General features: G+C 64.3%; 25 protein-coding genes and 1 tRNA gene. 17 read left to right on the plus strand and 9 right to left on the minus strand.

The features are described from left to right. Positions 1-241: 241 nt before the first annotated feature. A complete protein-coding gene (locus VKR55_RS04770; RefSeq protein ID WP_324400233.1) occupies positions 242-1288 on the minus strand; it encodes a polysaccharide deacetylase family protein in 1047 nt (348 codons plus the stop codon). A gap of 407 nt (positions 1289-1695) precedes the next feature. On the opposite strand from VKR55_RS04770, the gene VKR55_RS04775 reads away from it, so the two are divergent. Then, complete coding sequence (locus VKR55_RS04775) at positions 1696-1971, plus strand: hypothetical protein (protein WP_324400235.1); 276 nt, start codon at positions 1696-1698, stop codon at positions 1969-1971. Positions 1972-2124: 153 nt separating this feature from the next. Beyond that, positions 2125-2337 carry a hypothetical protein gene (locus VKR55_RS04780; protein WP_324400237.1) on the plus strand — a complete coding sequence of 71 codons (213 nt, stop codon included), beginning with the start codon at positions 2125-2127 and terminating at the stop codon, positions 2335-2337. Positions 2338-2432: 95 nt separating this feature from the next. Here the strand turns inward: VKR55_RS04780 and VKR55_RS04785 are convergent, their stop codons facing one another. Continuing rightward, positions 2433-4121: an MFS transporter gene (locus VKR55_RS04785; protein ID WP_324400239.1), complete on the minus strand. Its 1689-nt coding sequence runs from the start codon at positions 4119-4121 to the stop codon at positions 2433-2435. 136 nt (positions 4122-4257) lie between these two features. On the opposite strand from VKR55_RS04785, the gene VKR55_RS04790 reads away from it, so the two are divergent. From VKR55_RS04790 to VKR55_RS04820, 7 genes are all read left to right on the plus strand, one after another. After that, a complete protein-coding gene (locus VKR55_RS04790; protein ID WP_324400241.1) occupies positions 4258-5631 on the plus strand; it encodes a hydrolase in 1374 nt (457 codons plus the stop codon). 41 nt (positions 5632-5672) lie between these two features. Beyond that, on the plus strand, positions 5673-7061 hold the full coding sequence (locus tag VKR55_RS04795) for a cytochrome P450 (RefSeq protein ID WP_324400243.1): 1389 nt from the start codon (positions 5673-5675) through the stop codon (positions 7059-7061). Between the two features lie 99 nt (positions 7062-7160). Further along, positions 7161-8570 (plus strand): adenylate/guanylate cyclase domain-containing protein, encoded by a 1410-nt coding sequence (locus VKR55_RS04800; protein ID WP_324400245.1) that lies wholly within the window; start codon positions 7161-7163, stop codon positions 8568-8570. Between the two features lie 264 nt (positions 8571-8834). Next, positions 8835-9311, plus strand: coding sequence for a tellurite resistance TerB family protein (locus VKR55_RS04805; RefSeq protein WP_324400247.1), 477 nt, complete (start codon positions 8835-8837; stop codon positions 9309-9311). Between the two features lie 230 nt (positions 9312-9541). Next, positions 9542-10321, plus strand: a complete 780-nt coding sequence (locus VKR55_RS04810; protein ID WP_324400249.1) for an SDR family NAD(P)-dependent oxidoreductase — start codon at positions 9542-9544, stop codon at positions 10319-10321. 88 nt (positions 10322-10409) lie between these two features. Continuing rightward, positions 10410-11192 carry a glutamine amidotransferase gene (locus tag VKR55_RS04815; protein WP_324400251.1) on the plus strand — a complete coding sequence of 261 codons (783 nt, stop codon included), beginning with the start codon at positions 10410-10412 and terminating at the stop codon, positions 11190-11192. A gap of 96 nt (positions 11193-11288) precedes the next feature. Beyond that, positions 11289-12101, plus strand: a complete 813-nt coding sequence (locus VKR55_RS04820) for an enoyl-CoA hydratase (RefSeq protein WP_324400253.1) — start codon at positions 11289-11291, stop codon at positions 12099-12101. Positions 12102-12319: 218 nt separating this feature from the next. Here VKR55_RS04820 and VKR55_RS04825 read toward each other — a convergent pair. Then, a tRNA-Ala gene (locus VKR55_RS04825) sits at positions 12320-12395 on the minus strand. Positions 12396-12604: 209 nt separating this feature from the next. Between VKR55_RS04825 and VKR55_RS04830 the strand changes: the two genes are divergently transcribed. The 3 genes from VKR55_RS04830 to folD are packed head-to-tail and all read left to right on the plus strand — an operon-like array spanning position 12605 to position 14150. Next, entirely contained in the window at positions 12605-12895 is a 291-nt protein-coding gene (locus tag VKR55_RS04830; RefSeq protein ID WP_324400255.1) for a YggT family protein, read from the plus strand. Positions 12896-12910: 15 nt separating this feature from the next. Further along, positions 12911-13261 (plus strand): DUF167 domain-containing protein, encoded by a 351-nt coding sequence (locus VKR55_RS04835; RefSeq protein ID WP_324400429.1) that lies wholly within the window; start codon positions 12911-12913, stop codon positions 13259-13261. A 1-nt stretch (position 13262) separates the two neighbouring features. Then, positions 13263-14150, plus strand: a complete 888-nt coding sequence (folD, locus tag VKR55_RS04840) for a bifunctional methylenetetrahydrofolate dehydrogenase/methenyltetrahydrofolate cyclohydrolase FolD (protein WP_324400257.1) — start codon at positions 13263-13265, stop codon at positions 14148-14150. A 164-nt stretch (positions 14151-14314) separates the two neighbouring features. Here the strand turns inward: folD and ppa are convergent, their stop codons facing one another. Then, complete coding sequence (gene ppa / locus VKR55_RS04845) at positions 14315-14845, minus strand: inorganic diphosphatase (RefSeq protein ID WP_324400259.1); 531 nt, start codon at positions 14843-14845, stop codon at positions 14315-14317. 196 nt (positions 14846-15041) lie between these two features. Further along, on the minus strand, positions 15042-15551 hold the full coding sequence (locus VKR55_RS04850; protein ID WP_324400261.1) for a GNAT family N-acetyltransferase: 510 nt from the start codon (positions 15549-15551) through the stop codon (positions 15042-15044). A 273-nt stretch (positions 15552-15824) separates the two neighbouring features. Here VKR55_RS04850 and VKR55_RS04855 point away from each other — a divergent pair, with 273 nt between their 5' ends. Together VKR55_RS04855 and VKR55_RS04860 are read left to right on the plus strand one after the other, a co-directional pair. After that, on the plus strand, positions 15825-16709 hold the full coding sequence (locus tag VKR55_RS04855) for a dienelactone hydrolase family protein (RefSeq protein WP_324400263.1): 885 nt from the start codon (positions 15825-15827) through the stop codon (positions 16707-16709). Positions 16710-16748: 39 nt separating this feature from the next. After that, positions 16749-17168 carry a thiol-disulfide oxidoreductase DCC family protein gene (locus tag VKR55_RS04860; protein WP_324400265.1) on the plus strand — a complete coding sequence of 140 codons (420 nt, stop codon included), beginning with the start codon at positions 16749-16751 and terminating at the stop codon, positions 17166-17168. 170 nt (positions 17169-17338) lie between these two features. On the opposite strand, the gene VKR55_RS04865 is transcribed toward VKR55_RS04860, so the two are convergent. Both VKR55_RS04865 and typA read right to left on the minus strand, forming a co-directional pair. Beyond that, complete coding sequence (locus VKR55_RS04865) at positions 17339-18586, minus strand: flavin monoamine oxidase family protein (protein WP_324400267.1); 1248 nt, start codon at positions 18584-18586, stop codon at positions 17339-17341. A 153-nt stretch (positions 18587-18739) separates the two neighbouring features. Continuing rightward, positions 18740-20566: a translational GTPase TypA gene (gene typA / locus VKR55_RS04870; RefSeq protein ID WP_324400269.1), complete on the minus strand. Its 1827-nt coding sequence runs from the start codon at positions 20564-20566 to the stop codon at positions 18740-18742. Between the two features lie 24 nt (positions 20567-20590). Here typA and VKR55_RS04875 point away from each other — a divergent pair, with 24 nt between their 5' ends. Continuing rightward, positions 20591-20899, plus strand: coding sequence for a hypothetical protein (locus VKR55_RS04875; protein WP_324400271.1), 309 nt, complete (start codon positions 20591-20593; stop codon positions 20897-20899). A gap of 59 nt (positions 20900-20958) precedes the next feature. On the opposite strand, the gene VKR55_RS04880 is transcribed toward VKR55_RS04875, so the two are convergent. Next, positions 20959-21729 carry a Crp/Fnr family transcriptional regulator gene (locus tag VKR55_RS04880; protein WP_324400273.1) on the minus strand — a complete coding sequence of 257 codons (771 nt, stop codon included), beginning with the start codon at positions 21727-21729 and terminating at the stop codon, positions 20959-20961. Between the two features lie 195 nt (positions 21730-21924). Here VKR55_RS04880 and VKR55_RS04885 point away from each other — a divergent pair, with 195 nt between their 5' ends. Further along, a complete protein-coding gene (locus VKR55_RS04885; protein ID WP_324400275.1) occupies positions 21925-22305 on the plus strand; it encodes a response regulator in 381 nt (126 codons plus the stop codon). Between the two features lie 108 nt (positions 22306-22413). Here the strand turns inward: VKR55_RS04885 and VKR55_RS04890 are convergent, their stop codons facing one another. Further along, positions 22414-23850 carry a TAXI family TRAP transporter solute-binding subunit gene (locus tag VKR55_RS04890; RefSeq protein ID WP_414642303.1) on the minus strand — a complete coding sequence of 479 codons (1437 nt, stop codon included), beginning with the start codon at positions 23848-23850 and terminating at the stop codon, positions 22414-22416. 125 nt (positions 23851-23975) lie between these two features. Between VKR55_RS04890 and VKR55_RS04895 the strand changes: the two genes are divergently transcribed. Next, the gene (locus VKR55_RS04895) at positions 23976-24281 is read left to right on the plus strand and encodes a 4a-hydroxytetrahydrobiopterin dehydratase (RefSeq protein WP_324400278.1); all 306 of its coding nucleotides are present in this window, start codon (positions 23976-23978) and stop codon (positions 24279-24281) included. Positions 24282-24342 lie beyond the last annotated feature (61 nt).

Raw genomic sequence — 24342 nt, forward strand, 5'->3', positions numbered from 1 at the left:
TTATCTTCACCCGGCTGGTCGCTCAAAACCTCATGCAGCGACGGCGGATCGATCGCCTCCTCGATCCGCCTCCGCCAATCATCAAAGATCAGCGACAGATGAGCCTCAGCCTATGCCAAAGCTAAACCGGACAGCCGTGGGCTTGTCCCGGCCATCCACGTCTTCCTTTTCAACGGCTCCCAAAGACGTGGATGGCCGGGACAAGCCCGGCCATGACGGAGAAAGTTGGTGTGTAAGGCGCTTATTGCCTCGAAACCGTCTGCACCACGCTCGATACCGGGCGCGCGGCGACTGTCGGAATCTTCAATTTCTTGGCGATCGCTTCGTCATATTCGGGCAGTGACGCGAGGGTCGTCTTGGCCTTGATCTGCACCACCTTGTAGCCGCCCTCCTTGAGCCGGCGCAGCAGCGTCGGTAGTGCGTCCGCCGTGTGCTTCTGGAAATCGTGCATCAGGATGATGCCCTTGCCGAGCTTGTCGAGCTTGGCCATCACCGTGGTCACGACCTTCTCGGGGCTCGAGGTCTTGCGGAAGTCGAAGGAATCGAGGTCGCAGGAGAACATCGCGATATTGCGCGAGCCGAGATAGGCGATCGCGGCCGGGCTCTGCTGCAGCTCGGGAAAGCGGAAGAACGGCGCGGGATCGTGGCCATCGAGCGCCCATTTCACGGCGCTGACGCCCTTCTCGATCTCGTCCTTCATCGTCTGCTCGGTCATCTTCTTGCCGTTGAGATTGGCGTGCGACCAGGTGTGCGTGCCCACGGTATGGCCCGCGGCATAGACCTGGCGCAGGATTTCCGGGTGCCAGCTCGCGTGCTCGCCGATCGAGAAGAACAATCCCTTGGTGCATTCGTCCGCGAGCGCTTTCAGCACCGCCGGCGTGTTGCGCGGCCACGGACCGTCGTCGAAGCTCAGCACCACCTCCTTCGGCTGGAGGAAGTCGTACTGCTTGAAATTCTCGAAGCCGAAGCCGGGGCCGCCGGTGGTGTCGATCTCGACCACGCGGCTGACGCCGAGCGCATCGGGATTGGCGCAGGCCGGCTGCTCGGCGACGGGTGCCGGGGGTGGCGGCGGTGCGGCTGGAGCCGGCGCGCTCAGCGCGGCCGTGACCTCGACATCATCCTTGGCGGCGAGCTTCGCTGCCTCCGGCGGCAGCGGATCGGCCTGTTTCGCCGCAATGGTTTGCGGAGGCGCCGCATCGGCGCGCGGCGCAGAGGTCCAGTACCAAACTCCGGCGATCACGACCGCCGCAACAACACTGGCCAGCATCAGGCCCAACGCATCACGCATCGCTACTCTTTCTTCGGAACGCCAAGTCATTCTTCGAAACGCCAAGTTATTCGGAGCACCAAGTCATTCGGAGCGCGCCACCTTCGCGCCCTGTCATTAATGCGAAGGAAGAGTTAACGCCTCACCAACACGGCGCGGTTTGGCGAAGGATTTCCCCGGTCCAGAGCGCGATGGGATCGCCATCGCGCCCCAGATTCTCGTTTGCGCATGATCTCCGCGCAAACGCTTCGCGTTTGTCGCGAGGGAAAACCGCTGCACACTTTTCCGGATCATGCGCTGCCCAAAGTGACCGGCGTCACAGAGGGAACCGGAGACGTGACAGTCATCACAGTGAAATGAACGGGGCCGGCGCATGGTGGGGCATCGAAACAACGGGCCCCGCGCCGCGGTGCCAACAGGAGCCGGACATGACTTTCACCAGCAAGTTTCGCCAGGCCGGTTTGGTGCTGGCTTTCGCTGTCGCCGTCTCGGCGATGTCGTCCACCGAGAGCTTCGCCTACTCTGCCGAAGCGCAGGCGATGTGCACGGGCGACGCCTTCAAGTTCTGCAGTTCGGAAATACCGAACATCCCCGCGATCACCGCCTGCATGTTCAAGCACAAGGCGCAGCTCAGCACCGGCTGCCGCGCGGTGATGAACAAGGATCTCGCAGCCAAGTCCAAGAAGGTCGCCACCGACGACTGACCTCTCCCTGTCCCTGGACTGGAGCGACGCAGGCCCTCAAAACGCCTGCGTCGTTGTCATTTGCGGCAGCCATACTTCGACAAAATCGATTGCGGTGGCCGGAACCGCGCTCTAGAAGGCCGTGGTCACGTTGACGGCCGAGGCCCAGTAAAGATGACCAGATTTCTTTTTGCGATTTCGCTTGTTCTTGTTGCTTCCCCCGCTTTCGCGCAGCAGCGGGAGCATGACGCTTGCGCGCGCGACGTCACGCGCTTCTGCCGCGCCCATATGAATGACGGCGATGACGTCGTGCTCGCCTGTCTGAAGGCGCACCGCGCGCGGCTCTCGAAGGCCTGCAACAAGGTGCTCACCGAACACGGGCAGTGATGCGCTAGCGTCATTCCGGGGCTCGCGCAGCGAGAACCCGGAATCTCGAGGTTCCGGGTTCGATGCTGCGCATCGCCCCGGAATGACAGAGTGGACTATGTGCTGCTCCCCGCCGCACTTGCGACCACCGGCAGCACCTCGTTTGCGGCACGGTCGGGCGTATCTTCCTTCCAGCGCACCGAGCCGAAGGGGCGCTCCAGCATGCGGCGGATGCGCACCGGGTCGGAGCCGATGTGAAAGGCCATCGCCTGCTGGTGCAGCGCGCGCTCCGCCTGGGTCGCCCGGTTGCGCTGGCGCAGGTAATCGAACCAGGTCGGGCAGTGATAGCGCTCGGTCCACAATTCGGGATCGGCGATGTCGCGCGCGATCGACCAGCCGTAGGCGCCGTTGCGCTGGCGCGACAACTGCACGTCCTGCATCACATTGTGGAAGGCGCGCGCATTGTCCTGCGCCACGCGGTATTCGATCTCGACGACCAGCGGCCCGCTGCGCCCGGTGAGCTGCAATTGCACCTCGGGATCATCCAGCACCTCCGCCTCTTCGCCGCGCGCCCCGATACGGGGCATGCGCAACCAGAGCCCCATGAGCGGTGAGACGAGCATCAAGGCAGCCGCGACCAGCAGCGCCGTTTCCACACCGGCGGCATCGGTCAGACGGCCCCAGCCCCAGCTGCCCAAGGCGATTCCACCTGAACTCGCCGCCTGGTAGGCGGCGAGCGAGCGGCCGGCGACCCAGCGTGGCGCCGACAGCTGCACGGCAATGTTGAAGAGCGTCCACGCCATCGTCCACATGGCCCCCGCCACGACCAGCGCGGCCGCGGTCAAGACCAGCTCGCGGCTCAACCCCACCGCGGCCATTGCGCCGCCCATCGAAACCGCGCACGCGCGGATCGCCGCCTCGCCGCTCATGCGCTTGCGGATCTGTGTGATGTTGAGGGCGCCGATTATCGCGCCCAGGCCAAAGACGCCGAGCAGCATGCCGTAGGTCTGCGCACCCCCGTGCAGGAGGTCGCGTACGACCAGGGGCATCAGCGCGATGATCGCGCCGCTGATAATGCCGGTCAGCATGGCGCGCGCCAGCACGATCTTGATCGGCGGCGAATTGGTGATGTAGCGCACGCCCGAGACGATGGCCCGGTTGAGCTTTTCGCGCGGGAGGCGCGAAGGTTCGGCGATGCGTTTCCACAGGAACAGCGCGACCATCAGCGGCAGGTAGAGCAGCGCATTGAGCGCGAATGCGGCCACCGTGCCGGCGGTCGCCACCACGACGCCGCCGATCGCCGGACCCACGCTCCGGGCGATGTTGTAGCTGATGCCGTTCAGCGCGACCGCTGCCGGCAGCGTCTCGCTCGGCACCTGCTCGCTGACGGAGGATTGCCAGGCCGGGCCGAACAGCGCCATGCCGGTGCCGACGACGAAGCAAAGCGCCAGAAGCAGGTTCGGTTGCAACAGGCCGAGCCAGGTCAAGACGGTGAGCGCGGTGGCGCCCGTGAGCGCGATCGACAGCGACACCATTGCCACGATGCGGCGGTCATGCATGTCGGCGATGGCGCCGGCTGGCATCGCGATCAGCATCACCGGCAGCATCAGGGCGGTCTGCACCAGCGCGACCTTGTCGGCCGAGGACGCCATCTGGGTCATCGCCCAGGCGGCGCCGACGCCCTGGATCAGGATGCCGAGATTGGAGAGCAGGCTCGCAAGCCAGATGCGCCGGAAGGTGGTATGACGCAGCGGCGCGGTGATACCGTCAGCGGCAAGGGGCGGGCGGTTGGGCGTTTCGGTCATATCCGGGTCCGTTGGGCCTCGTGATTCCCTATGACTCCAGTGATGCCCGCGGATTGCGTCCTCTGTCCAGAGGTTGACAGGTGTTTGGCGGTCGGACAGGCCCGCCAAATTGTTGAAAAATATGGGAGATCGCGAGATGGGTGTATCACGGCGGACTGTCCTGAAGGGCGCGGGAGCGCTGTCGTTGCTGGCCGGCCATTTTCCAGCGCCCGCGTTGGCGCAAGGAGCAACGGCCGCCTCCGGCTCGGGCGAGATTCCGCCGATCCTGTTCGTGCACGGCAACGGCGATCAAGCCGCGCTGTGGATCACCACGCTATGGCGGATGGAATCGAACGGAGTAGCGCGGGAGAGAATGTTCGCGATCAATTTCACCGATCCGCTCGCGCGCGGTGACGATAGTGTCGCGCAAGCCGGGCACTCCTCGACGGAAGACCAGCGCCGCGAGCTCGGCGAAGCCATCGCCATGTTGAAGCAGCGGACCGGTGCGGCGCGCGTGGCGCTGGTCGGCAATTCGCGCGGCGGCTATTCGATCCGGAGCTATATCAAGAACGGTGGCAGCGGCGATGTCAGCCACGCCGTGCTCTGCGGCGTTCCCAATCACGGCGTCTTCGCCTGGGACCAAAGCCTCGGCAACGAGTTCAACGGCCGCGGCCCGTTCCTGCGTGGCCTGAACGAAGGCGAGAGCGAGGTGACGCCGGGCACGGCGTTCCTCACGCTGCGCAGCGACGGGCTCGACAAATATGCGCAAGCAGACGGCCGCTTCATCGGCAAGCCGGGCGTGCCGACCAACGTCACCACGGAAGGCCCCGCGCTGAAAGGCGCGACCAATCTCGTGCTCGGCCCGGTCGATCATCGCGAAACCGCCTATTCTCCGCGCGCCTTCCGCGAGATCTTCAAGTTCATCGCGGGCCGCGAGCCGGACCGGCTCGCCATTCTTGCAGAAGCGCAGGTGAAATTGAGCGGGCTTGTCACCGGGACGCCCGGCGGCGTGCCGACCAATCGTCCGGTCGCCGGCGCCACCGTCGAAGTCTTTCGCGTTGCGCCCGATACGGGCGAGCGCCTGGGTGCCGCCGTTCACACCTCGAAGACCGCAGCCGACGGGCGCTGGGGTCCCGCGCAAGTGGATCCGACCTGGCCTCTCGAAATCGTGTTGACCTCACCCGGTTCGGTCACCACGCATTATTATCGATCACCGTTCGCGCGCTCGTCCGACATCGTGCATCTGCGCGCCGCGCATCCGCTCGCTCCCACTGATGCGAGCGCGGGCGCCGTCGTGCAAATGTCACGCCCGCGCGGTTATTTCGGGCTGCCCCGCGACGTGGTGCTGCTCGACGGCAAGCAACCGACCGACGTGAAACCGGGCGTTCCGACCGATTCCGTGACGACGCTGCGGCTGCCAGCTACTGACATCGGTCGTAACATCGTGTGTCTTTTCAACGAAGAACGGATCGTGGCGCGCGCCTGGCCCACGTCCGAGAACAGGATTGCGGTCGCCGAATTGACTTACTAGCTAGGTTGAATGCGCCTGGATCACGAGAGCGAGACCGCACCGTGAGCATCGCCGAAGTCTATGATCTGCCGCCGGCGCGCAAGCCGCTGGTGCCGCCTCAGCCGCCGCGCGCGCCCGAGAACATGGGCACGCTGGCGCGGATGCGGGCGATGCGCGAAAGCGCGATCGGCACCTGGGGCCAGAAGGCTTATGAAGAGGACGTGATCAAGGGCCGCTTCTTCGGCCGCTCCAGCTTCATCCTGAATACGCCGGATGCGATCCGGCATGTGCTGGTCGACAATTACGAGAACTATACGCGCACGCCGACGGGCTTCCGCGTGCTGCGGCCGATGCTCGGCCAGGGCCTTCTGATCGCCGAAGGCCGCGCCTGGAAACACCAGCGCCGCACGCTGGCGCCGGCCTTCACCCCGCGCGCGGTGTCGATGCTGATCCCGCATATGCTCGCGGTGACGGATGAGACCATCGCCGCGCTGAAGGGCAAAGTCGGCCAGACGATCGATCTGCGCGAGACCATGCAGCGCATGACGCTCGAGATCGCCGGGCGCACGATGTTTTCCCTGGGCATGGGACACCACGGCGCGACCCTGCGCGATTTCGTGATGGAATATGCCGGCAAGCTGGCGCGTCCACATCTGCTCGACCTTGCGCTGCCGCTGTGGTGGCCGACGCTGCGGGATCTCCGCCGCGCGCATTTCCGCAAGCGTTGGACCGCCTTTGTCGCAATGCTGATGGCCGAACGCCGCGCCGCCGGCAAGAATGCGGGCGCGCCGCCGCACGACCTGTTCGAGCTGATGGAGGCCGCGCGCGATCCGGAAACCGGCAAGGCTTTTTCCGACGCGCAGCTCGGCGACGAGGTCGCGACCATGATCCTCGCCGGTCATGAGACGACGGCGACCGCGCTGTTCTGGGCGCTCTATCTGCTGGCGCTCGAACCCGAGACGCAGGATGCAGTCGCCGCTGAAGCGCGGGCGCAGCCGGCGGGCGCGCCGCTCGACGTCGAGCGGCTGAAATTCACCCGCGCAGTGGTCGACGAGACCGTGCGGCTTTATCCGCCGGCCTTCCTGGTCGCCCGCGCCGCCTACGGCGCGGACATTGTGGCGGGACTATCGGTCAAGCCGCGCGACGTGATCCTGATCGCGCCCTGGCTCTTGCATCGGCATGAAAAACTCTGGCGCGATCCCAACGCCTTCATCCCGCAGCGTTTCATGGCGCCCAGCCCGCCGCCAGACCGGTTCGCCTATCTGCCGTTCGGCGCGGGGCCGCGCGTCTGCATCGGCGCGCATTTCGCGCTGGTCGAGGCGACGCTGGCGCTGGCCAGGCTCACGAGCGAATTCCGTATCGAATTGAAGGAGACGACGCCGGTGATCCCGGTCGGGGTGGTGACCACGCAGCCCGATCACGCGCCGGCGTTTGTCATCAAACCGCGCTAAGACGACCCGACCAGAGCTGGCTCCGGCGGGTTATGTGCCAAAAGAACGAGGCTGTCGGCGTTGCCAGTGGTCTCCGTCGATCCCATTTGGTGATTTACCATGAGCGACATCGAAGCCCAGTTTGCCCTGCTGCACCAATCCGCCGACCCGGCAGTGACGGACGCCATCGCGGGCCTGATCAAGGACGGCAAGGACCATGAGCTCAACCGCATCAATGCGCTTGAGTTTTCCAAGCGGAACGGACTCGACGAGGAGAAGACGATCTCGGGCTTCCTGCAGGCGTCGAAGCTCGGCCTGTTCGACCTCACCTGGAACGTGCTGTGTCCCGGCTGCGGGGGTGTGCTCGATGTCCACGATACGCTGAAAGCGCTGCGGCCTGACGACTATCATTGCGGCCTGTGCGCCTGCGGCTACGAATGCTCGGTCGACGAGCAGGTTGAGGTCGCCTTCACCGTCGCCGCGCGTGTCCGGCGCATCGGCGCGCACGATCCGCATACGCTACCGCATTGGGAATATTTCAAGCAGGTGTTCTGGAGCTCGGGCATCGAGCTCGATGAGAAATCATTTGCGTCCCTGACCGACGAGATCACGCTCGAAGCCCTTGAGCTGCCCGCCGGCGAGAAGGCGGTGTTGTCGCTGCAGTTGCCGGCGCAATTCGTCATCGTGTTCGAGCCGGTGACGCATTCGGCTCACTTCATCGACGTCCAGGGCGAGCCGACCAGGGAGCGCCAGCAGCTTTCGCTGATCTACAACAAGCCGCATCCGCCGACCGGCACGACGACGATGCGCCCCGGATCGCTGCGGCTGTCGATTGACAACCAGGCCGGCGTGCGGGTGTTGCCAACGGTCTTCATCGCCGGCGACGCCTTGCACCACATGCTTGGCAAGCGGCGACCGTTCCTGACTGCCAAGCGGATGCTGTCCAACCAGACCTTCCGCGACGTGTTCAAGGCCGACAATCTCCACGTCGATCAGCGGCTGAAGATCACCTCGCTGACCTTCCTGTTTACCGATCTCAAGGGCTCGACCGCGCTCTATGAACGGGTTGGCGATCTCGCCGCCTTCGACCTGGTGCGCGCGCATTTCGCCGCCCTGCTGCAGATCATCGCCGCCGAAAAGGGCGCCGTGGTGAAGACTATCGGCGATGCCGTGATGGCGACCTTCATCCGGCCCGAACACGCGCTCGCCGCCGGCTTGAAGATGCGCGCCGCGATGGACCAGCTCAACGCCGAGCGCGGCAGCAACGACCTCGTGGTCAAGATCGGCATTCATGAAGGACCGTGCCTCGCGGTCATGCTGAACGAGCGACAGGACTATTTCGGTCAGACCGTCAACATCGCCGCGCGCGTGCAGAGCCTGTCGACGCAGCAGGAGATCCACATCACCGCGCCGGTGATCGACGCGCCCGAAGTCGCCACCATTCTGGAGAAGGAGGCGATCAAGCCGATCCAGAAGCACGCGGCGCTGCGCGGCATCGCCGACAAGATGGTGGTGTACGAGATACCTTGATCGTCTCACCATTCGCACGACCATCAACACTCGTCATGCGCGGGCTTGACCCGCCTGCGGGGCCGAAGCCTCTTCGGCGCGGCGAAGGCCCGGGCATCCATCAAATAAAGAGCACTCTTTGACGATGGATGGCCGGGTCAAGCCCGGCCATGGCGAAGGGAACAGATTGCCCAAACGTAATGCATACGGCGCAGCGCGCGGATTGCGTGCACAAAGGTTCCGCGCCATATAGGTCGCAGCAAGGTTCATTCGACAGGGAACGCGATGCTCGACGGATTGCGACAATTCATTGCCGACGTGGTTTCCCCGCACGCGGACACGCCGCGCTTCGACGATACCGGTTATCAGCTCGCGGCCACGGCGTTGTTGATCCATGTCATCTCGCTCGACGGCGAACCTTCCGAGGTCGAGCGGCGCAAGCTGCACAGTCTGATCGAGAGCCGCTTCGGGCTCGATCGCGGCGTCGCCGATCATCTGATCGCCTCCGCCACGCTGGTCGAAGGCGAGGCGGTCGATCTCTATCATTTCACCAGCGTCATCATGCGCACGGTCGATGAGGCCGGCCGGCTCCGCATCGTCGAGATGATGTGGGAGATGGTCTACGCCGACGGCAATGTCAGCGAATTCGAGGACAATGTGGTCTGGCGTGCCGCCGATCTGCTCGGCGTGTCGTCGCGCGACCGGCTCGAGCTCAAGCACCAGGTGGCGAGCCGGCGTTCCGCTGCCGCAACCGGCGCATGAAACCGCGTGCTTCGCTGCAGCGCCGTCTTGCGCCTGCCCACATGACAAAACTTTAATCTGCACGAACCGCCGCAGCTCAACGGATGCCGCGCAAACCGGTCACTGCTCGGCGTATTGTGCGTTTGCGCACATCGCCATGTCCGTGGGACGGCTTGCATCCCACACCACGCCTATGCTCTCGTCGCGCAAGTTATGGCAGTCTTCCGTGGTTCATTTAAGAGATTCGAACCGTGACCGAGCGTGTGACGCTGATTACCGGTGCTTCTGCAGGCATCGGCTCCGAATTGGCGCGGGTCTTCGCAGCCAAGGGTCATCGCGTGGCTTTGACGGCGCGCCGCGCCGATCGCTTGCAGACGCTCGGAACCGAAATCACTGCTGCCGGCGGCAAGGCGCCGATCCTCATTCCCTGCGATCTCGGAGCAGCCGACTGCGGCGACAAGATCGAAGCCGCGCTGCAGGCGGCCGGCGTCGAGGTCGATTATGTCGTCAACAATGCCGGCTTCGGCCTGTTCGGCCACGCCGTCGAGCTCGATCGCGCCACGCAGCTCGGCATCATCGATGTCAATATTCGCGCGCTGTCCGATCTCACGCTGCGCTTTGCCCCCAGCGTGATCAAATATCGCGGCGGTATCCTCAATGTCGGGTCGATCGCCGGCTTCCTGCCGGGGCCCGGCATGGCGATGTATTACGCCTCGAAGGCCTTCGTGCTGTCCTTCACCGAGGCGCTGCGGCAGGAATTGAAGCCGCGCGGCGTGCGCGTGACCGTGCTCTGCCCGGGGCCGGTGCCGACCGAATTCCAGGGCCGGGCCGGCTTCCGGCCGGGCTTTGATTCAGCGATCCTGAACGTCTCGCCCGCCGATGTGGCCCGCCAAGCCTATCGCGGCTTGATGGCCAATAAACGAGCCGTGCTGCCCGGCTTCGGGATCAAGGCCGTGCCGCTCTTGCTGCGCCTGTTTCCACGCGGGTTCATCCTGACCGCCGTGGGCGGCTTCCAGCTCGGCAAGCGCTGAAACCCCGTCTGGCCCGCCCCTTGCTCGGAGGACAAGTGTGCGCGTCCTCACACGATATTAACCTTTGCTTAGTTATGATTGCGGCTCGATGAACAGGCATCACCCATCGATCCCGCTGCGATCGGCCGCCAAGCCCCATGTAAAGGCCGAAGCAGCACCTCTGCGGCCGGTCCTGATCGTCCTGCACCAGGAGAGCTCGACGCCCGGCCGCATCGGCAACGTGCTCCGGGCGCTCGGACACGCCATCGACATCCGCCGCCCGCGCTTCGGCGACGCCCTGCCCGAGACATTGGACGAGCATGCCGGTGCCGTGATTTTGGGCGGACCGATGAGTGCCAATGACAGCGACGATTATATCCGCCGCGAGATCGACTGGATCGCAGTGCCGCTTGCCGAACGGCGGCCGTTCCTCGGCATCTGTCTTGGGGCGCAGATGCTGGCAAGGCAGCTCGGCGCCAGCGTCGCGCCGCATCCGCAAGGCCTGACCCAGATCGGTTACTACCCGATCCGTCCGACTCGCGCAGGGCTGGCCCTCTGTCCGGACTGGCCCGAGCAGGTCTATCACTGGCATCGCGAAGGTTTTGAGCTGCCGCGCGGCGCCGAGCTGCTCGCCGAGGGCGACGACTTTCCGATGCAGGCCTACCGCTGGGACAATGCGTTCGGTTTTCAATTCCATCCCGACGCGACGTTTCGCACCATGTGCTGCTGGACCACGCGCGGCAACACCGATCTGCCCGGCGCGCAGCCGCGCGCAAAGCACTTTGAAGGCCGCGCGATTTACGACGTGGTCGAGCGCGCCTGGCTGCAAGCCTTCGTCGACGGCTGGCTCTCGCTCAGGCCCGCGATGATGCTGGCGCAGGCCGCCGAGTAGGCGCCGGCGTTTTCCGCTACGCGGAAGAATCCCGTTTTCTGCAATGTGCTAGGCTCGTCCCCAAAGCTTGCGTGAACAAGCAGCAGGAGGACGCCAGTGGCCTATCAGCAGATTCTCTACGAGGTCAGCGAGAAAATCGCGATCATCACGCTCAACCGTCCCGACCGCATGAATGCGTGGACGGCGGTGATGGAGCACGAGGTCCGCGAGGCCATGATGGCCGCGAGCCGCGACGATGATGTCCGCGTGATCGTGCTCACCGGCGCGGGCCGCGCCTTCTGCGCCGGCGCCGACATGGAGGCGTTGAAAACGATCGACCCCGACGCGATGCGGCGCGCCGAAAACGTCCCGCCCTTCGACATGAATCGCCGGAGCGACTGGCAGACACGCTACGCCTATTATCCCTCGATCGGAAAACCCGTGATGGCCATTCTGAACGGCGCCACCGCCGGCATCGGGCTCGTGCACGCGCTCTATTGCGATCTGCGCTTTGCCGCCGAAGGCGCGGTGTTCACCACGGCGTTTGCGCGGCGCGGGCTGATCGCCGAGCACGGCATCGCCTGGATGCTGTCGCGCATTGTCGGGCACGCCAACGCGCTCGATCTCCTGATGTCGGCGCGCCGTGTCTTAAGCGACGAGGCGCTCCGCATCGGGCTCGTCAACCGCGTCTGTCCCGCGGAGACGTTGCGCGAGGAGACGCTTGCCTATGCGCGCGATCTCGCCGATTTCGTCTCTCCAAGCGCCATCGCCGTGATCAAGCGGCAGCTCTATGACGTGCCGTTCCAGACGCTGGCCGAGGCCACCGTCGATGCCAACCGCGAGATGATCGTGTCGCTGCGCAGCGCCGATTTCCGCGAAGGCGTGGCAAGCTTTGTGGAGAAGCGGGCGCCGCGGTTTACGGGGAGGTGACTTCGCCCAGCGAAGTCGTCATTCCGGGACATCGCGAAGCGATGGGCCCGGAATCCATTACGCCGCAGGAGAAAGAGGAGAAATGGATTCCGGGCTCGCGCTAACGCGCGCCCCGGAATGACGACGGATAGGGTGTGCTGTAATGGAAGCTTCAAAGCCCGTCTTCGCCCTTCGGGCTACGCCGGGCACCAGCCGTAGCTCGCGAAGCGAGCGAAGGCTGGTGGAGCCAGGCGGGATCGAACCGCCGACCTCATCATTGCGAACGATGCGCTCTCCCAGCTGAGCTATGGCCCCTCCGCGGCTGCTTCTCAAAAGAAGCGGCGGACAGTGGGCTGCATTTAAATCTGCCCCAAGGTCAAGTCAAGGAAACCTCCGCCTGGAAACGGCAAAATCGCCGCTTTTCCGGACGGTTTTGCCGGGCCGCTTCCCTTGTTTGAGCTTCCTGGAACCGGTATCTAGCACGTGAACCCTTCAAGCGATCGAAGCCTCAAAGAGTCTCCCGCATGCGCGCCGTTCTCGACATCGTCCTGATCGTTCTCCAGCTCTACATCTGGCTCCTGATCGCGTCCGCCATCCTGTCCTGGCTGGTCGCCTTCAATGTCGTCAACACCCGCAACCCGTTCGTGTCGGGGGTGGCGGAGTTCCTGTACCGGATCACCGAGCCCCTGCTGGCGCCGATCCGCAATTTCCTCCCCAACCTTGGCGGGCTCGATATCTCGCCGATCATCCTGATCCTGATCATCATGTTCATCGAGCGGGTGATCACCTATTACATCTATCCCGTGGTGTTCTGACCCCTCGATGGAGCCATTGTGGATCCCTGGCGCTACTCCTCCGCCGGCGTCAGCGTCAGCGTGCGGGTGACGCCGCGCGGCGGCCGCGACGACATCGACGGGATCGAGACACTGGCCGACGGTCGCAGCGTGGTGAAAGTGCGGGTGCGCGCCATCGCCGATGGCGGCGAGGCCAATCGCGCGGTGACGGAGCTGCTCGCGAAATCGCTTCGCGTCCCCAAGGGGAGCGTGCGGATCGTGTCGGGCGCGACCTCGCGGCTGAAGCAGGTCGCCGTCGACGGCGATCCCGCAAAGCTGGGCGAAGCCTTGCGCCTGCTGATCGCCGCGAAAACGAAGGCAGAAACCAGGGCAAGAATCAAGGAATGAGATGACGGCGAGCATCATCGACGGAAAAGCCATTGCCGCGGAGCTCCGCGCCCGTGTCGCGAGCGAAGTCGCGCGGGTCAAGCGCGATCACAAACTCTTGCCGGGGCTCGCGGTGGTGTTGGTCGGCAACGACCCCGCAAGCGAGGTCTATGTCCGCTCCAAGCACAAGCAGACGCAGGACGCCGGCATGGCGTCCTTCGAGCACAAGCTGCCAACGGATGTTTCGCAAGACGACTTGCTGGCGCTGATCGGAACGCTCAATCGCGATCCCGCCGTGCACGGCATCCTGGTGCAGCTTCCGCTGCCGAAATCGATTCACACCGAGACCATCATCAACGCCATCGATCCCGCCAAGGACGTCGACGGACTGCATCCCAACAATGCCGGCCGGCTTGCCGGCGGCTTTGCCGCGCTCGCTCCTTGCACGCCGCTCGGCTGCATCATCCTGAGCAAGAGTGTGCATACCTCGCTCGAAGGCATGAACGCGATCGTGATCGGGCGCTCCAATCTGGTCGGCCGGCCGCTCCTGCAATTGCTCTTGAACGAGAACGCCACGGTGACGATCGCGCATTCGCGCTCGCGCGACCTGCCGAAGCTCACCGCGCGCGCCGATCTGGTCTTTGCGGCGGTCGGCAAGCCCGAGATGGTGCGCGGCGACTGGATCAAGCCCGGCGCGACCGTGATCGATGTCGGTATCAATCGCCTGCCTGGCGCCGACGGCGGCAAGCCGCGACTTGTCGGCGACGTTGCTTTCCATGAAGCAGTGAAGGTCGCGGGCGCGATCACGCCGGTGCCCGGCGGTGTCGGGCAGATGACGGTGGCGTGCTTGCTCGTGAATACGCTGCGCGCAGCGTGCGCGATCGCCGGGCTGCCGAAGCCGGGGGTGTAGTCCCCGCCGTCATTGCGAGCGAAGCGAAGCAATCCAGCGCGTAGGGTGGGCAAAGGCGCGAAGCGACGTGCCCACCGCCCAGTGCCGTGCTCGGGAATGGTGGGCACGCTTCGCTTTGCCCACCCTACAAAGCTTCGCATCGCGCCGGAATGACGACTACGCCGTCATTTCTTCCTCGCCCGCGCGATGCCGTCTTCGATCAGTCTGTGCGCGTCCTCGGCAGAACCCCAGCGCAGCACCTTGACCCATTTGCCGCGCTCGAGATCCTTGTAGTGCTCGAAGAAGTGCTGGATCTGGGCCAGCGTGATGTCGGGCAGGTCGCTGTAGCTTCTGATCTTGTCGTAGCGCTGGGTCAGTTTTGACGACGGCACGGCGATGATCTTCTCGTCGCCGCCGGCTTCGTCTTCCATCAACAGCACGCCGACGGGGCGCACGCTCATGACCGCGCCGGGCACGATGGCGCGGGTGTTGGCGATCAGCACATCGCAGGGATCGCCGTCATTGGAAAGCGTGTGCGGGATGAAGCCGTAATTGCCGGGGTAGCGCATGGCGGTATAGAGGAAGCGATCGACCACCAGCGTGCCGGCTTCCTTGTCCATCTCGTATTTGATCGGCTCGCCGCCGACCGGCACTTCGATGATGACGTTGACCTCGCGCGGCGGATCGATCCCGATTCCGATGGCGTCAATGCGCATGGCTCTCTCTCTTCTTGACGGGCAGTCGCGCTGTCATTGTTACGCTCGTCATACGCGGGCTTGACCCGCGTATCCATCTTCTTCTGAAGAGTCTTCCTTTGAACGATGGATTGCCGGGTCAAGCCCGGCAATGACGAGCTAAGGGCGGGTCAAGCCCGGCAATGACGAAGGTCAAAGGCAAACGATTATGAGGCGCCTAGTTGGTCCAGGCGAAGGCGACCTTGTCGAGCGACTTCGGCCCGAAGCGTTCCGAGGAACGCGCCACCATGCGGCCGCCGAGTGCGCGATAGAATTCGGTGGCGGGGTCGTTGTCGGAGAGCGCCCACACCACCATGCTCTTCAGTCCACTCTGGGCGAGGTCGCGCTTGGCGGCGCCGAACAGGCGGCGGCCGAAGCCCAGCCCCTGGAATTCCGGACGCAGATAAAGTTCGTAGATCTCGCCTTCGAAATGCAGGCTGCGGGCGCGGTTGCGGCCATAGTTGGCGTAGCCTGCGATCTTGTCGCCGAACACCAGCACGCTGACGCGGCTGCCCTTGCGGATCGCCGAATCCCACCATTGCGGGCCACGGCGGTTGATCAGCTTTTCGAGCTCGGCACCGGGAATGATGCCCTGATAGGCCGCGCGCCAGGCTTCGTCATGGGTCAACGCTACCGCGGTCGCATCCGCGGGCTTGGCCGGCCGAACCTCGATTAGGGTAGTGCTCATCGAGGCTTATCAAAGCAAGTCGGCGGGCGCCCTTCAAGGTCTATCGTTAATTATCGGTTAACCTGTGGACTTTCTGCATCAGTTTTTTGAAAAACTGTTTCGAAAAAGGACAGAGCGCCGCCTCGGCCGGCATTGCGCCGACGCGAGCGGGGGAAAACCGGCCCGCGGCCGTGCCCCAGGGGCAAGCGCGCGACCGGTGAACGCAAAATTCGCTGGCGTTGATTCGGCATCGATAGTCTTTGTCGAAACGACCGGACTGATGTCTCATACCTCATGCGTTGGCTCACAACCGTCCTCGCGCCGCTCGCGCTCATTCTTCTTGCAGGCCAAACGCCGCTCCTTGGGCCGGCGGGTCCCGAGCACGAGCCCAACCGCGAGCAGCAGTGGCTGGTGCCGACGCCCCTGGCCGACCGGGCCGCGCATGCCGTGCTGTACCGGCCGGCCGGCGACGGCCCGTTTCGGCTGGCCGTCATCGCGCATGCGACGACCCAGAACGTGTTGCGTCGCGCGCAAATGCTGCAGCCGGAATACCGGGCGCTGGCGGCCTTCCTGGTCGCGCGCGGCTTTGCGGTGCTGGTGCCGGAGCGGCTCGGCCATGGCGCGACCGGCGGGCCCTATCTGGAGGATCAGGACGGCTGCGACGAGGCCGACTATGCGGCGTCCGGCCGCGCCACCGCCGACCAGATCCGGGTCGCGCTGGATTTCCTGCACAGGCAGTCCTTCATCCGGCCCGACGCCGCGATTGTGATCGGGCACTCGGCCGGCGCGTGGGGCGCGCTGGCCTTGGCCGGCGAAGATCCGAAGGCGATCGCGGCCATCGTCGCCTTTGCGCCCGGCCGCGGCGGCCACGCCAACGATGCCGAGAACCTGATCTGCGCGCTGCATACGCTTGTTTCGGCGGCGCAAAGCTTTGGCCAGGGCGCGCGGGTGCCCGTCACCTGGCTGGTGGCGGCGAACGACACCTATTTCTCGCCCGCATTTTCGAAGAAGCTGGTGGATGCCTTCCGCGCCGGCGGCGGCAAGGCCGAATTTCGCGTGCTGCCGGCCTATGGCAGCGAAGGGCATTGGCTGCCGGAAACCGACGGCGGGGTCAGACTTGCGGCAACCGATCTCGATCGCGTGCTAAAAAGGCAGGTGCCCCTGGCGAAACGGCGATGACGCTCTGTCGTTTATGGTTTTGTTGATGTTGGATCATCGATGACTGGCGCGCCAAGAATCTGGCCCGACGACGACGTGATCCTGTTCGACGGCGTCTGCATCTTCTGCTCGCGCTGGGTCCGCTTCGTCGCCAGGCGCGACATCGCGCAGCGCTTCCGCTTCACCACCATCCAGTCCGCTTATGGCGGCCGGCTCGCGCAGACGCTCGGCATCGATGCCAATGATCCCGACACGAACGCCGCCATCCATGGAGGTGTCGCGCATTTCAAGTCGGACGCCGCGCTGACAGTGCTATCGCTGCTGCCGGGCTGGAGCTGGGTGCGGCTGCTGTTCGCTGTGCCCCGTTTCATCCGCGATGGTGCGTATAACCTGGTTGCCAGGAACCGCTACCGGATCTTCGGGAAGTCCGACACATGCATGGTGCCGGATGCGGAGCTCAGGGCGAGGGTGATCGAATAGTTCTCCGTCATTGCGAGGAGCCAACGGGTCCGGCCTATTGGCCGGCCCGATGAAAGGCTCCGCGACGAAGCAATCCGCACTATTTCCGCGAAGGCAGCCTGGATTGCTTCGCGGAGCCTGTCATCGGGCCGCGCGCTCGCGCGGACCCGTTGGCTCGCAATGACGCTGCCTTACTCGGCCCGCGTCGTCCCCAACACCTCGTTCGCCGCCCGCTCTCCCGAATCCCTCGCCCCATGCGCGGTCGTGAAAAAGTTCGGCGAGGTCGCCTCGCCCGCGAAAAACAGGCGGCCATCGATGGGGGCGGCGAGCACGGCCCGCTTGCCGGAATGGCCGGGTAGCGCATGGGAGTAGGAGCCGCGGGCGAAGGGGTCGCTAGCCCAGCGCGACTCTTTCAGCGGCTTCAGCTTGCGGCGGAAGTCGTTGCCGAGGAAGGAGACGATCTCGTCGATGCTGGCGGCTGCGATGGCGCCGTCGCCTTCGTCCTCCAACTGTTTCGCAAAGCGCCCGCCGAAAAAGCCTTCCACGCAGGGCTGGCCGAACGGGCGCAGATGATAGGTCCCCATCTCCGTGCGCATGGTGGCGCCGCGGAGATTGCCTTCTTTCGGCAGTGCCTCGGGCTTGTCGAGCGCGAGCACGACCTTGTCGGCGAGGCCGAGCGGCAGGTTCGCCGCGGCATCGACCTTGTCCGGCAGCGCAGGTTGAAAGCGGATCGCTTCGTCGGCGATCAGATTGGTCGGAACGGTGATGATCACCTTGTCGGCCACGAGCGTGCCCTCCGACGTCTCGATGCGCAGGCGCTTCCCCGAATGATCGATCAGCCTCACCACACAATTGAGCGCGAGCGGCAGCGTGGCGCCATAAGCCGCCATCAGCGCGCCATAGCCGCGCCGCACCCGCCAATTGAGGTTGGTGTCTTCATAAGCATCGAAGTCAAGGATGGAGACGCGGTCGAGCTCGGCGCCATTGATGTAGGTCGAGACCGCATCGATCATCGGATTCCAGCGATTGCCGGGCTCGAGGCATGTGGAGGCCTGAGCCTCGCGGCCCGTTTTCGCCGCTTCGTCGAGGCGTTGGAAGAATTCGTCGAGCGAACGGAGGAAATCGGCGCGCTCTCCTTGCGGAAAAGCATTGCCCACCGCGCGGTCGCGCCAGGGCGGCAGCTCCTTGTTGATCTCGAAATTCAATTCGGCGGCGATTTTGACAAAACTGTTCCTGTCCGCCGAGTGCAGCCAGCCGCAACCGACGTCGAAGATGACGTCAGGCGCAGCCTGGATGGTATGGGCGCGGCCGCCGACGCGGTCGCGCGCTTCCAGCACGATGAAGGAGAGGCCCGACGTTTTCAGCGCATGCGCAGCGCCGAGGCCGGCCGCGCCCGCGCCGATGACGGCCACGTCGACGGAGGAGGGGAGGAGGGACATCAATATATCACCGTCGCCATTCCGGGATGCGCCGTCAGGCGCAGGCCCGGAATCCATAACCACGATCGGGAGTATGGATTCCGGCCTCGCGCTTCGCGCGCCCCGGAATGATGACCAATAGGGGAATGCCGCGGCGACGCCAATAGGCCCGGTTTACGCCACAGCCTCTCTCGCCTTCTCGGCCCGCTTGCGTTCGTTCGGGTCGAGGTGCTTCTTGCGGAGCCGGATCGATTTCGGCGTCACTTCGACCAACTCGTCGTCCTCGATATAGGCGAGCGCCTTTTCCAGCGTCATCCTGATCGGCGGCGTCAGCCGCACCGCTTCGTCCTTTGACGTGGTACGGATATTGGTGAGCTGCTTGCCCTTGAGCACGTTGATCTCGAGGTCGTTGTCGCGGGTGTGCTCGCCGACGATCATGCCGCGATAGACCTTCCAGCCCGGCTCGATCATCATCGTGCCGCGGTCTTCCAGCTTGAACATCGCGTAGGCCACCGCCTCGCCCTGATCGTTGGAAATCAGGACGCCGTTGCGGCGGCCCTGGATCTCGCCCTTGTAGGGCGCATAGCCGTGGAACAGGCGGTTCATGATCGCGGTGCCGCGCGTGTCGGTGAGCAACTCGCCCTGATAGCCGATCAAGCCGCGGGTCGGCGCGTAGAACACGAGCCGCAGCCGGTTGCCGCCGGAGGGGCGCATTTCGATCAATTCCGCTTTCCGCTCGCTCATCTTCTGCACGACGACGCCGGAATGCTCCTCGTCAACGTCGATCACGACTTCCTCGATCGGCTCCTGCCAGCCGCCGGTCGCCTCGTCCTTTTTGAGAACGACGCGCGGACGCGACACCGAGAGCTCAAAGCCCTCGCGTCGCATGGTCTCGATCAGGATCGCGAGCTGCAATTCGCCGCGGCCCGAGACTTCCATCGAATCCTTGTCGGCAGCTTCGGTGACGCGCAGCGCGACATTGCCCTCGGCCTCACGCAACAGACGGTCGCGAATCATGCGGCTCGTCACCTTGTCGCCCTCGGTGCCGGCGAGTGGCGAGTTGTTGACGATGAAGGACATCGACACCGTCGGCGGATCGATCGGCTGCGCCGGCAGCGGCGTCTCAACGCTCGGGTCGCAGAAAGTGTCGGCGACGGTGCCCTTGGTGAGGCCTGCGATCGCGACGATATCGCCGGCCTCGGCCTCTTCCAGCGGCGTGCGCTCGATGCCGCGGAAGGCGAGAATCTTGGTCAGCCTGCCCTGCTCGATCAGCTTGCCGTCGGCGGACAGCACCTTCACCTGCTGATTCGGCTTGATCGAGCCGGAGGTGATGCGGCCGGTGATGATGCGGCCGAGATAGGGATTGGCCTCGAGAATGGTGCCGATCATGCGGAACGGGCCGTCCTGAACCTGCGGTGGCGCGACGTGGCGCTGGATCAGATTGAACAACGGCTGCATGCCCTGATCCTTCGGACCTTCCGGGCTTTCGGCCATCCAGCCCTGCTTGGCCGAACCATAGAGGATCGGAAAGTCGAGCTGCTCTTCCGTGGCATCGAGCGCGGCGAAGAGATCGAACACCTCGTTGATCACTTCGGTCGGGCGCGCGTCGGGACGGTCGACCTTGTTAATGACCACGATCGGCTTCAAGCCGACCTTCAGCGCCTTCGACACCACGAACTTGGTCTGCGGCAGCGGACCCTCGGCGGCGTCGACCAGCACCAGGGCGCCGTCCACCATGTTGAGGATGCGTTCGACCTCGCCGCCGAAATCGGCGTGGCCGGGGGTATCGACGATGTTGATGCGGGTGTCCTTCCACTGCACGGACGCCGCTTTCGCGAGAATGGTGATGCCGCGCTCGCGCTCGAGATCATTGGAGTCCATCGCGCGCTCGGCGACCTTCTGGTTCTCGCGGAAGGTGCCGGACTGCTGCAGCAGGCGGTCGACCAGGGTGGTCTTGCCGTGGTCGACGTGGGCGATGATGGCGACGTTACGAAGGTTCATTTGTAGCTTCTTCTGGTCGTGCAAATGATGAGCGTGATCTCGCCGGACAGCCGGAACCTCAGGTCCCTGCGGACTCCAAGCCCCTGCGCCTTAAGCAATCCTGCCCAAAACCTGAAATTCGAAGGGGGCGCGCCGCCCCAAAAAGGAAGCCCGGCCAAAAGACCGGGCGAACCTTTACGCGTTGCGGCGCAATATATTCAGAAAATCCCAGAAAACAATGGGTTGTTTGGCATTTGGTTAGCTGAATTTGGCGGCAAACCGGGCTTTTACGGGCGTCGTAAAATCGTCATCGGCGGGGCCGCCGGCCGCGCCGTGGCGTCGATGGTGGTTTGACGAATCGCTCCACCCATGCGGGTGCGTCATGCCGTGATCGACGCTCGCGCCGCGATCGCTTATGAGACGCTGCGTCCGGGCTCTTCGGTCGGATAAACCCCGCGCAGGACTTCCTCAAAATGGTGCTTCACGGCTTCGTTGCAGAGGCACGCGCGCTTTTGCAGAGCGTCGCGATCGCGAACCAGGATCGCGCCGCGGCGAGTCTCGACGATTCCTTCTGTCTTGAAGGTCTGGATCACCCGGCTGGTATAGGAGCGGCCGACACCGAGCAGGGTCGCGAGTTGCTCATGCGTCAGCGGCACGGCATCGCTGCCGTCGGCGCGCTCCATCGCCGAGATGATCCATTTCGCGGTGCGTTGCTCGATCGAATGAATCGCATTGCAGGCGGTCGACTGAAACATCTGCGCCAGCATGCAATCGGCGTAGCGCGCGAAGATGTTGCTCAGTCTTGGAGACCTGGTCTTGGCCGCATCGAGCCTGCCGATCGGGAGCCGCACCAGCGGACCGCCGAACTTGACAATGATGCGCGTATAGGCCGGCAAACGGCCCTGGCTGACAATGCCGCCGACAGCGCCTTCGCGGCCGACCAGAATGGTCTCGACATCGCGACCGTCCTCGTTCGCCACCAGATAGGAGGCAAGGCTCGCGCCGCACGGGAAATACACGGTCTCGACATGGGCGCCCGGGTCATAAAGCAGATCGTCCGGGTCCGTCTGAATGGTTGTCAGATGCGGCTCGATCAGCCCGAAATCCGCCCGGTCGAGGCGGCGCAACAGGTTATTGTACGGCCGATCGTTGACTTCGGCGGCCGCCTCGCGTCGCGTCAGCATGGAACACCTCGTTTCCAAACCAAGCGACGACGGGTGATCTTGTTCCTGATCTGCGTCCACAAGTGCACAGACAGGAAGCATCGATCGTGCCAACTTTCACACGGGAGCCCGTTGATATGCCTGTGGGGTGTCGGCTGGGGGCGGTCCTGTTCCTGGAAATATTGGAAAATTCATGCGACCGAACCTGGTGCGATCATGCAATGCGCCTGTCGCGACGGCCTGCCCAATGATGTCCTGATCGTCGAGGACGATCCGCTCATCGCGCTCGATTTCGAGGATACGATCCGTGGCTTTGGCGTAAAGACGGTGCGCTGCGCCGTCAGTGTGGCGCATGCCCTGATCATGATCGAGGAGCGCGCACCCGACTTCGCGCTGCTCGATGTCGGCCTCATCGGGGAAAAAAGTTTTGGCGTCGCCGACAGGCTCGCGGCGTTGGGTATTCCTTTCGCATTTGTCACAGGCTATGGCGCCAATCGAACCGATGCCGGTTACGCCAACCGGCCGCGATTGCCCAAACCATGCTCGAGCGACGCGCTGCTTGCGGTACTGCTACGCTTCCGATGCGCGCGGGGCTGAAACAAAGCCCAGCCGGATCTCGGCGATCTCGAGCTCCCGGCCGCGTTTGGACCATCAGGGCCGCGGCGCAAATACGGCAGTCAAGGAGTTCACAAGCACGAAACGCGTTTACAGCGTGCCGGTGGCGCGGAATGGCGCACCGGCGCGTGCGAGGTTTTGCGGCAGGCTCGCAAGCAGCATCCGGCGGTCGGCGACCGCGTGATGGAATTGCTCCAGCGCGATGTTGAAGGCGGTGAGCGCGCCTTCCTCGATCGCGCCATGCTCGAAGCAGTGCAGCGTATCGCGCAGGATGTCGTCGGCTTCCGACTGCATGCGGTCGAGCTCGTCGGGGGAATCGCACTTGCGCGCCAGTGCGATCATGTCAAGCAGCCTTTCGCGCAACGCCGAGTTATTGTGGCGCTCATCCTGCTTCAGATAGCCGGCAAACCAGGCGCCGATCGAGCCCATGGCAGATAGCCCCATCAATCCCCACCAGATGAAATCGCTGTAGCGGTCGAGGAAGGTCCTTTCCTCGCCGTCGACAAAGGCGGCCGCGCCGGGATGCGCGGGGATCACGGCGTCCTTGTCGGTGTCGGGTGTTTCGATCTTGGCGGCGAGCGGAAAGTCCGTCATCAATTGCTGGCGGATCGCGAAGAGTTGCCGCGTGAACGCGGCGACCGTCACGTCGGAGAGGCCTTTGCGCGCGACGACATGGTGGGAGAAGCTGATCGTCTTCACCTCGTCGTCAGGCCGCTCGGGCGAACCGAAGGTGCCGGCAGGTATTTCGTCGGCCTCGTAGGCGGGATGGTTCTGCGCGATCGCCTCCGAAGCATCGATGGCGAGGAAAGTCGGATTTCCGCCGTCCCTGGCTGACGCCGCGATCGCCTCAGTCGTGATTCTGCTGTTGAGCGGACCCGCGGCGAGATAGGCGTCCGCCTTCTGGTTGCGGATCGCTTCCGCTGCTTCGTTCACCGGAAACTGCATGATCTCGACCTTGGCCGGGTCGACGCCGTATTGCCGCAGGATGATCTTGAGGAGGTTCACATTGGCCGGCGTCTTGCCGATCACGCCGACGCGGCGCCCGGCGAGCTGGCCGACCTTGGTGATCTTCGCCCCCGCCTTCCTGCCTTTGCTCTTCCGCAGCGGCGGCGCCCACAGCACCACGAAATTCTTGCGCAGAATTGCAACCGCTTGCGCATTGTTCGGCACGTCGAGATCGCCGCGGATGATGGCAAGGTCGACCTTGCCATGCGCAAGTTCCTCCGCGCTCGCGACCGCGCCGTCGGTCTGCACAGGTTTGAGCCGGACATAGGAGCGATGTTGGGCAAAGGCCTGTGTCAGCGCCTGCACGACCTTGACGTCGTCGCTGCCCGTTGGCCCGACTGCGATCCTGAGTGTCACCGGCCGCACGGCATAATAGTAGACGCCGGCAAGCACGCCCACGATCGCAAGCACGGCGGCCAGCACAACCAGCAACGTCCGGCGTGGCGAGGGTGGTGCCGGCCGACGGCGAACAAAGCCTTCAGTCATCGATCTCGCAAATAACGGTTTGACGCTCAAATTCATCTTGCGGGCCGGATTGGAACAATATTGTAGCAAATGTCTTGCCGGCCACAGGTTACATCTGCGTCATGGTTACCTGGTGCCGCGGGTTCGGGGTAATGTTCGGCAGCAGATCAAGGAGGTGAAGTATGGCACAGCGTCTGTCGGCGGAGGAGCGGAAATCGGCGCTTTCGGCCCTGCCCGGCTGGGCCGAAGTCAAGGGGCGCGAGGCGATCTCCAAAACCTTTGTTTTCAAGGACTTCAATGAGGCTTTCGGCTTCATGTCGCGCGCAGCGTTGGTCGCGGAAAAGCACGACCATCACCCGGAATGGCGCAACGTCTACAAGACCGTGGACGTGGTGCTGGCGACCCACGATGCCGGCGGCGTCACGCTCAAGGATATCGCGCTTGCCAAGTCGATGAACGCCATTGCCGCGGCGCTCGGCGTCGGCTGAGATGGCCTTGCGGGTCGCAGCCGCCATCACCAATTCGTGCTTGGGACCGGCGCGGTGGCTT

Origin of the sequence: Bradyrhizobium sp. (genome assembly GCF_035309285.1) — a bacterium.
In the GTDB taxonomy this organism is placed as follows: domain Bacteria; phylum Pseudomonadota; class Alphaproteobacteria; order Rhizobiales; family Xanthobacteraceae; genus Bradyrhizobium.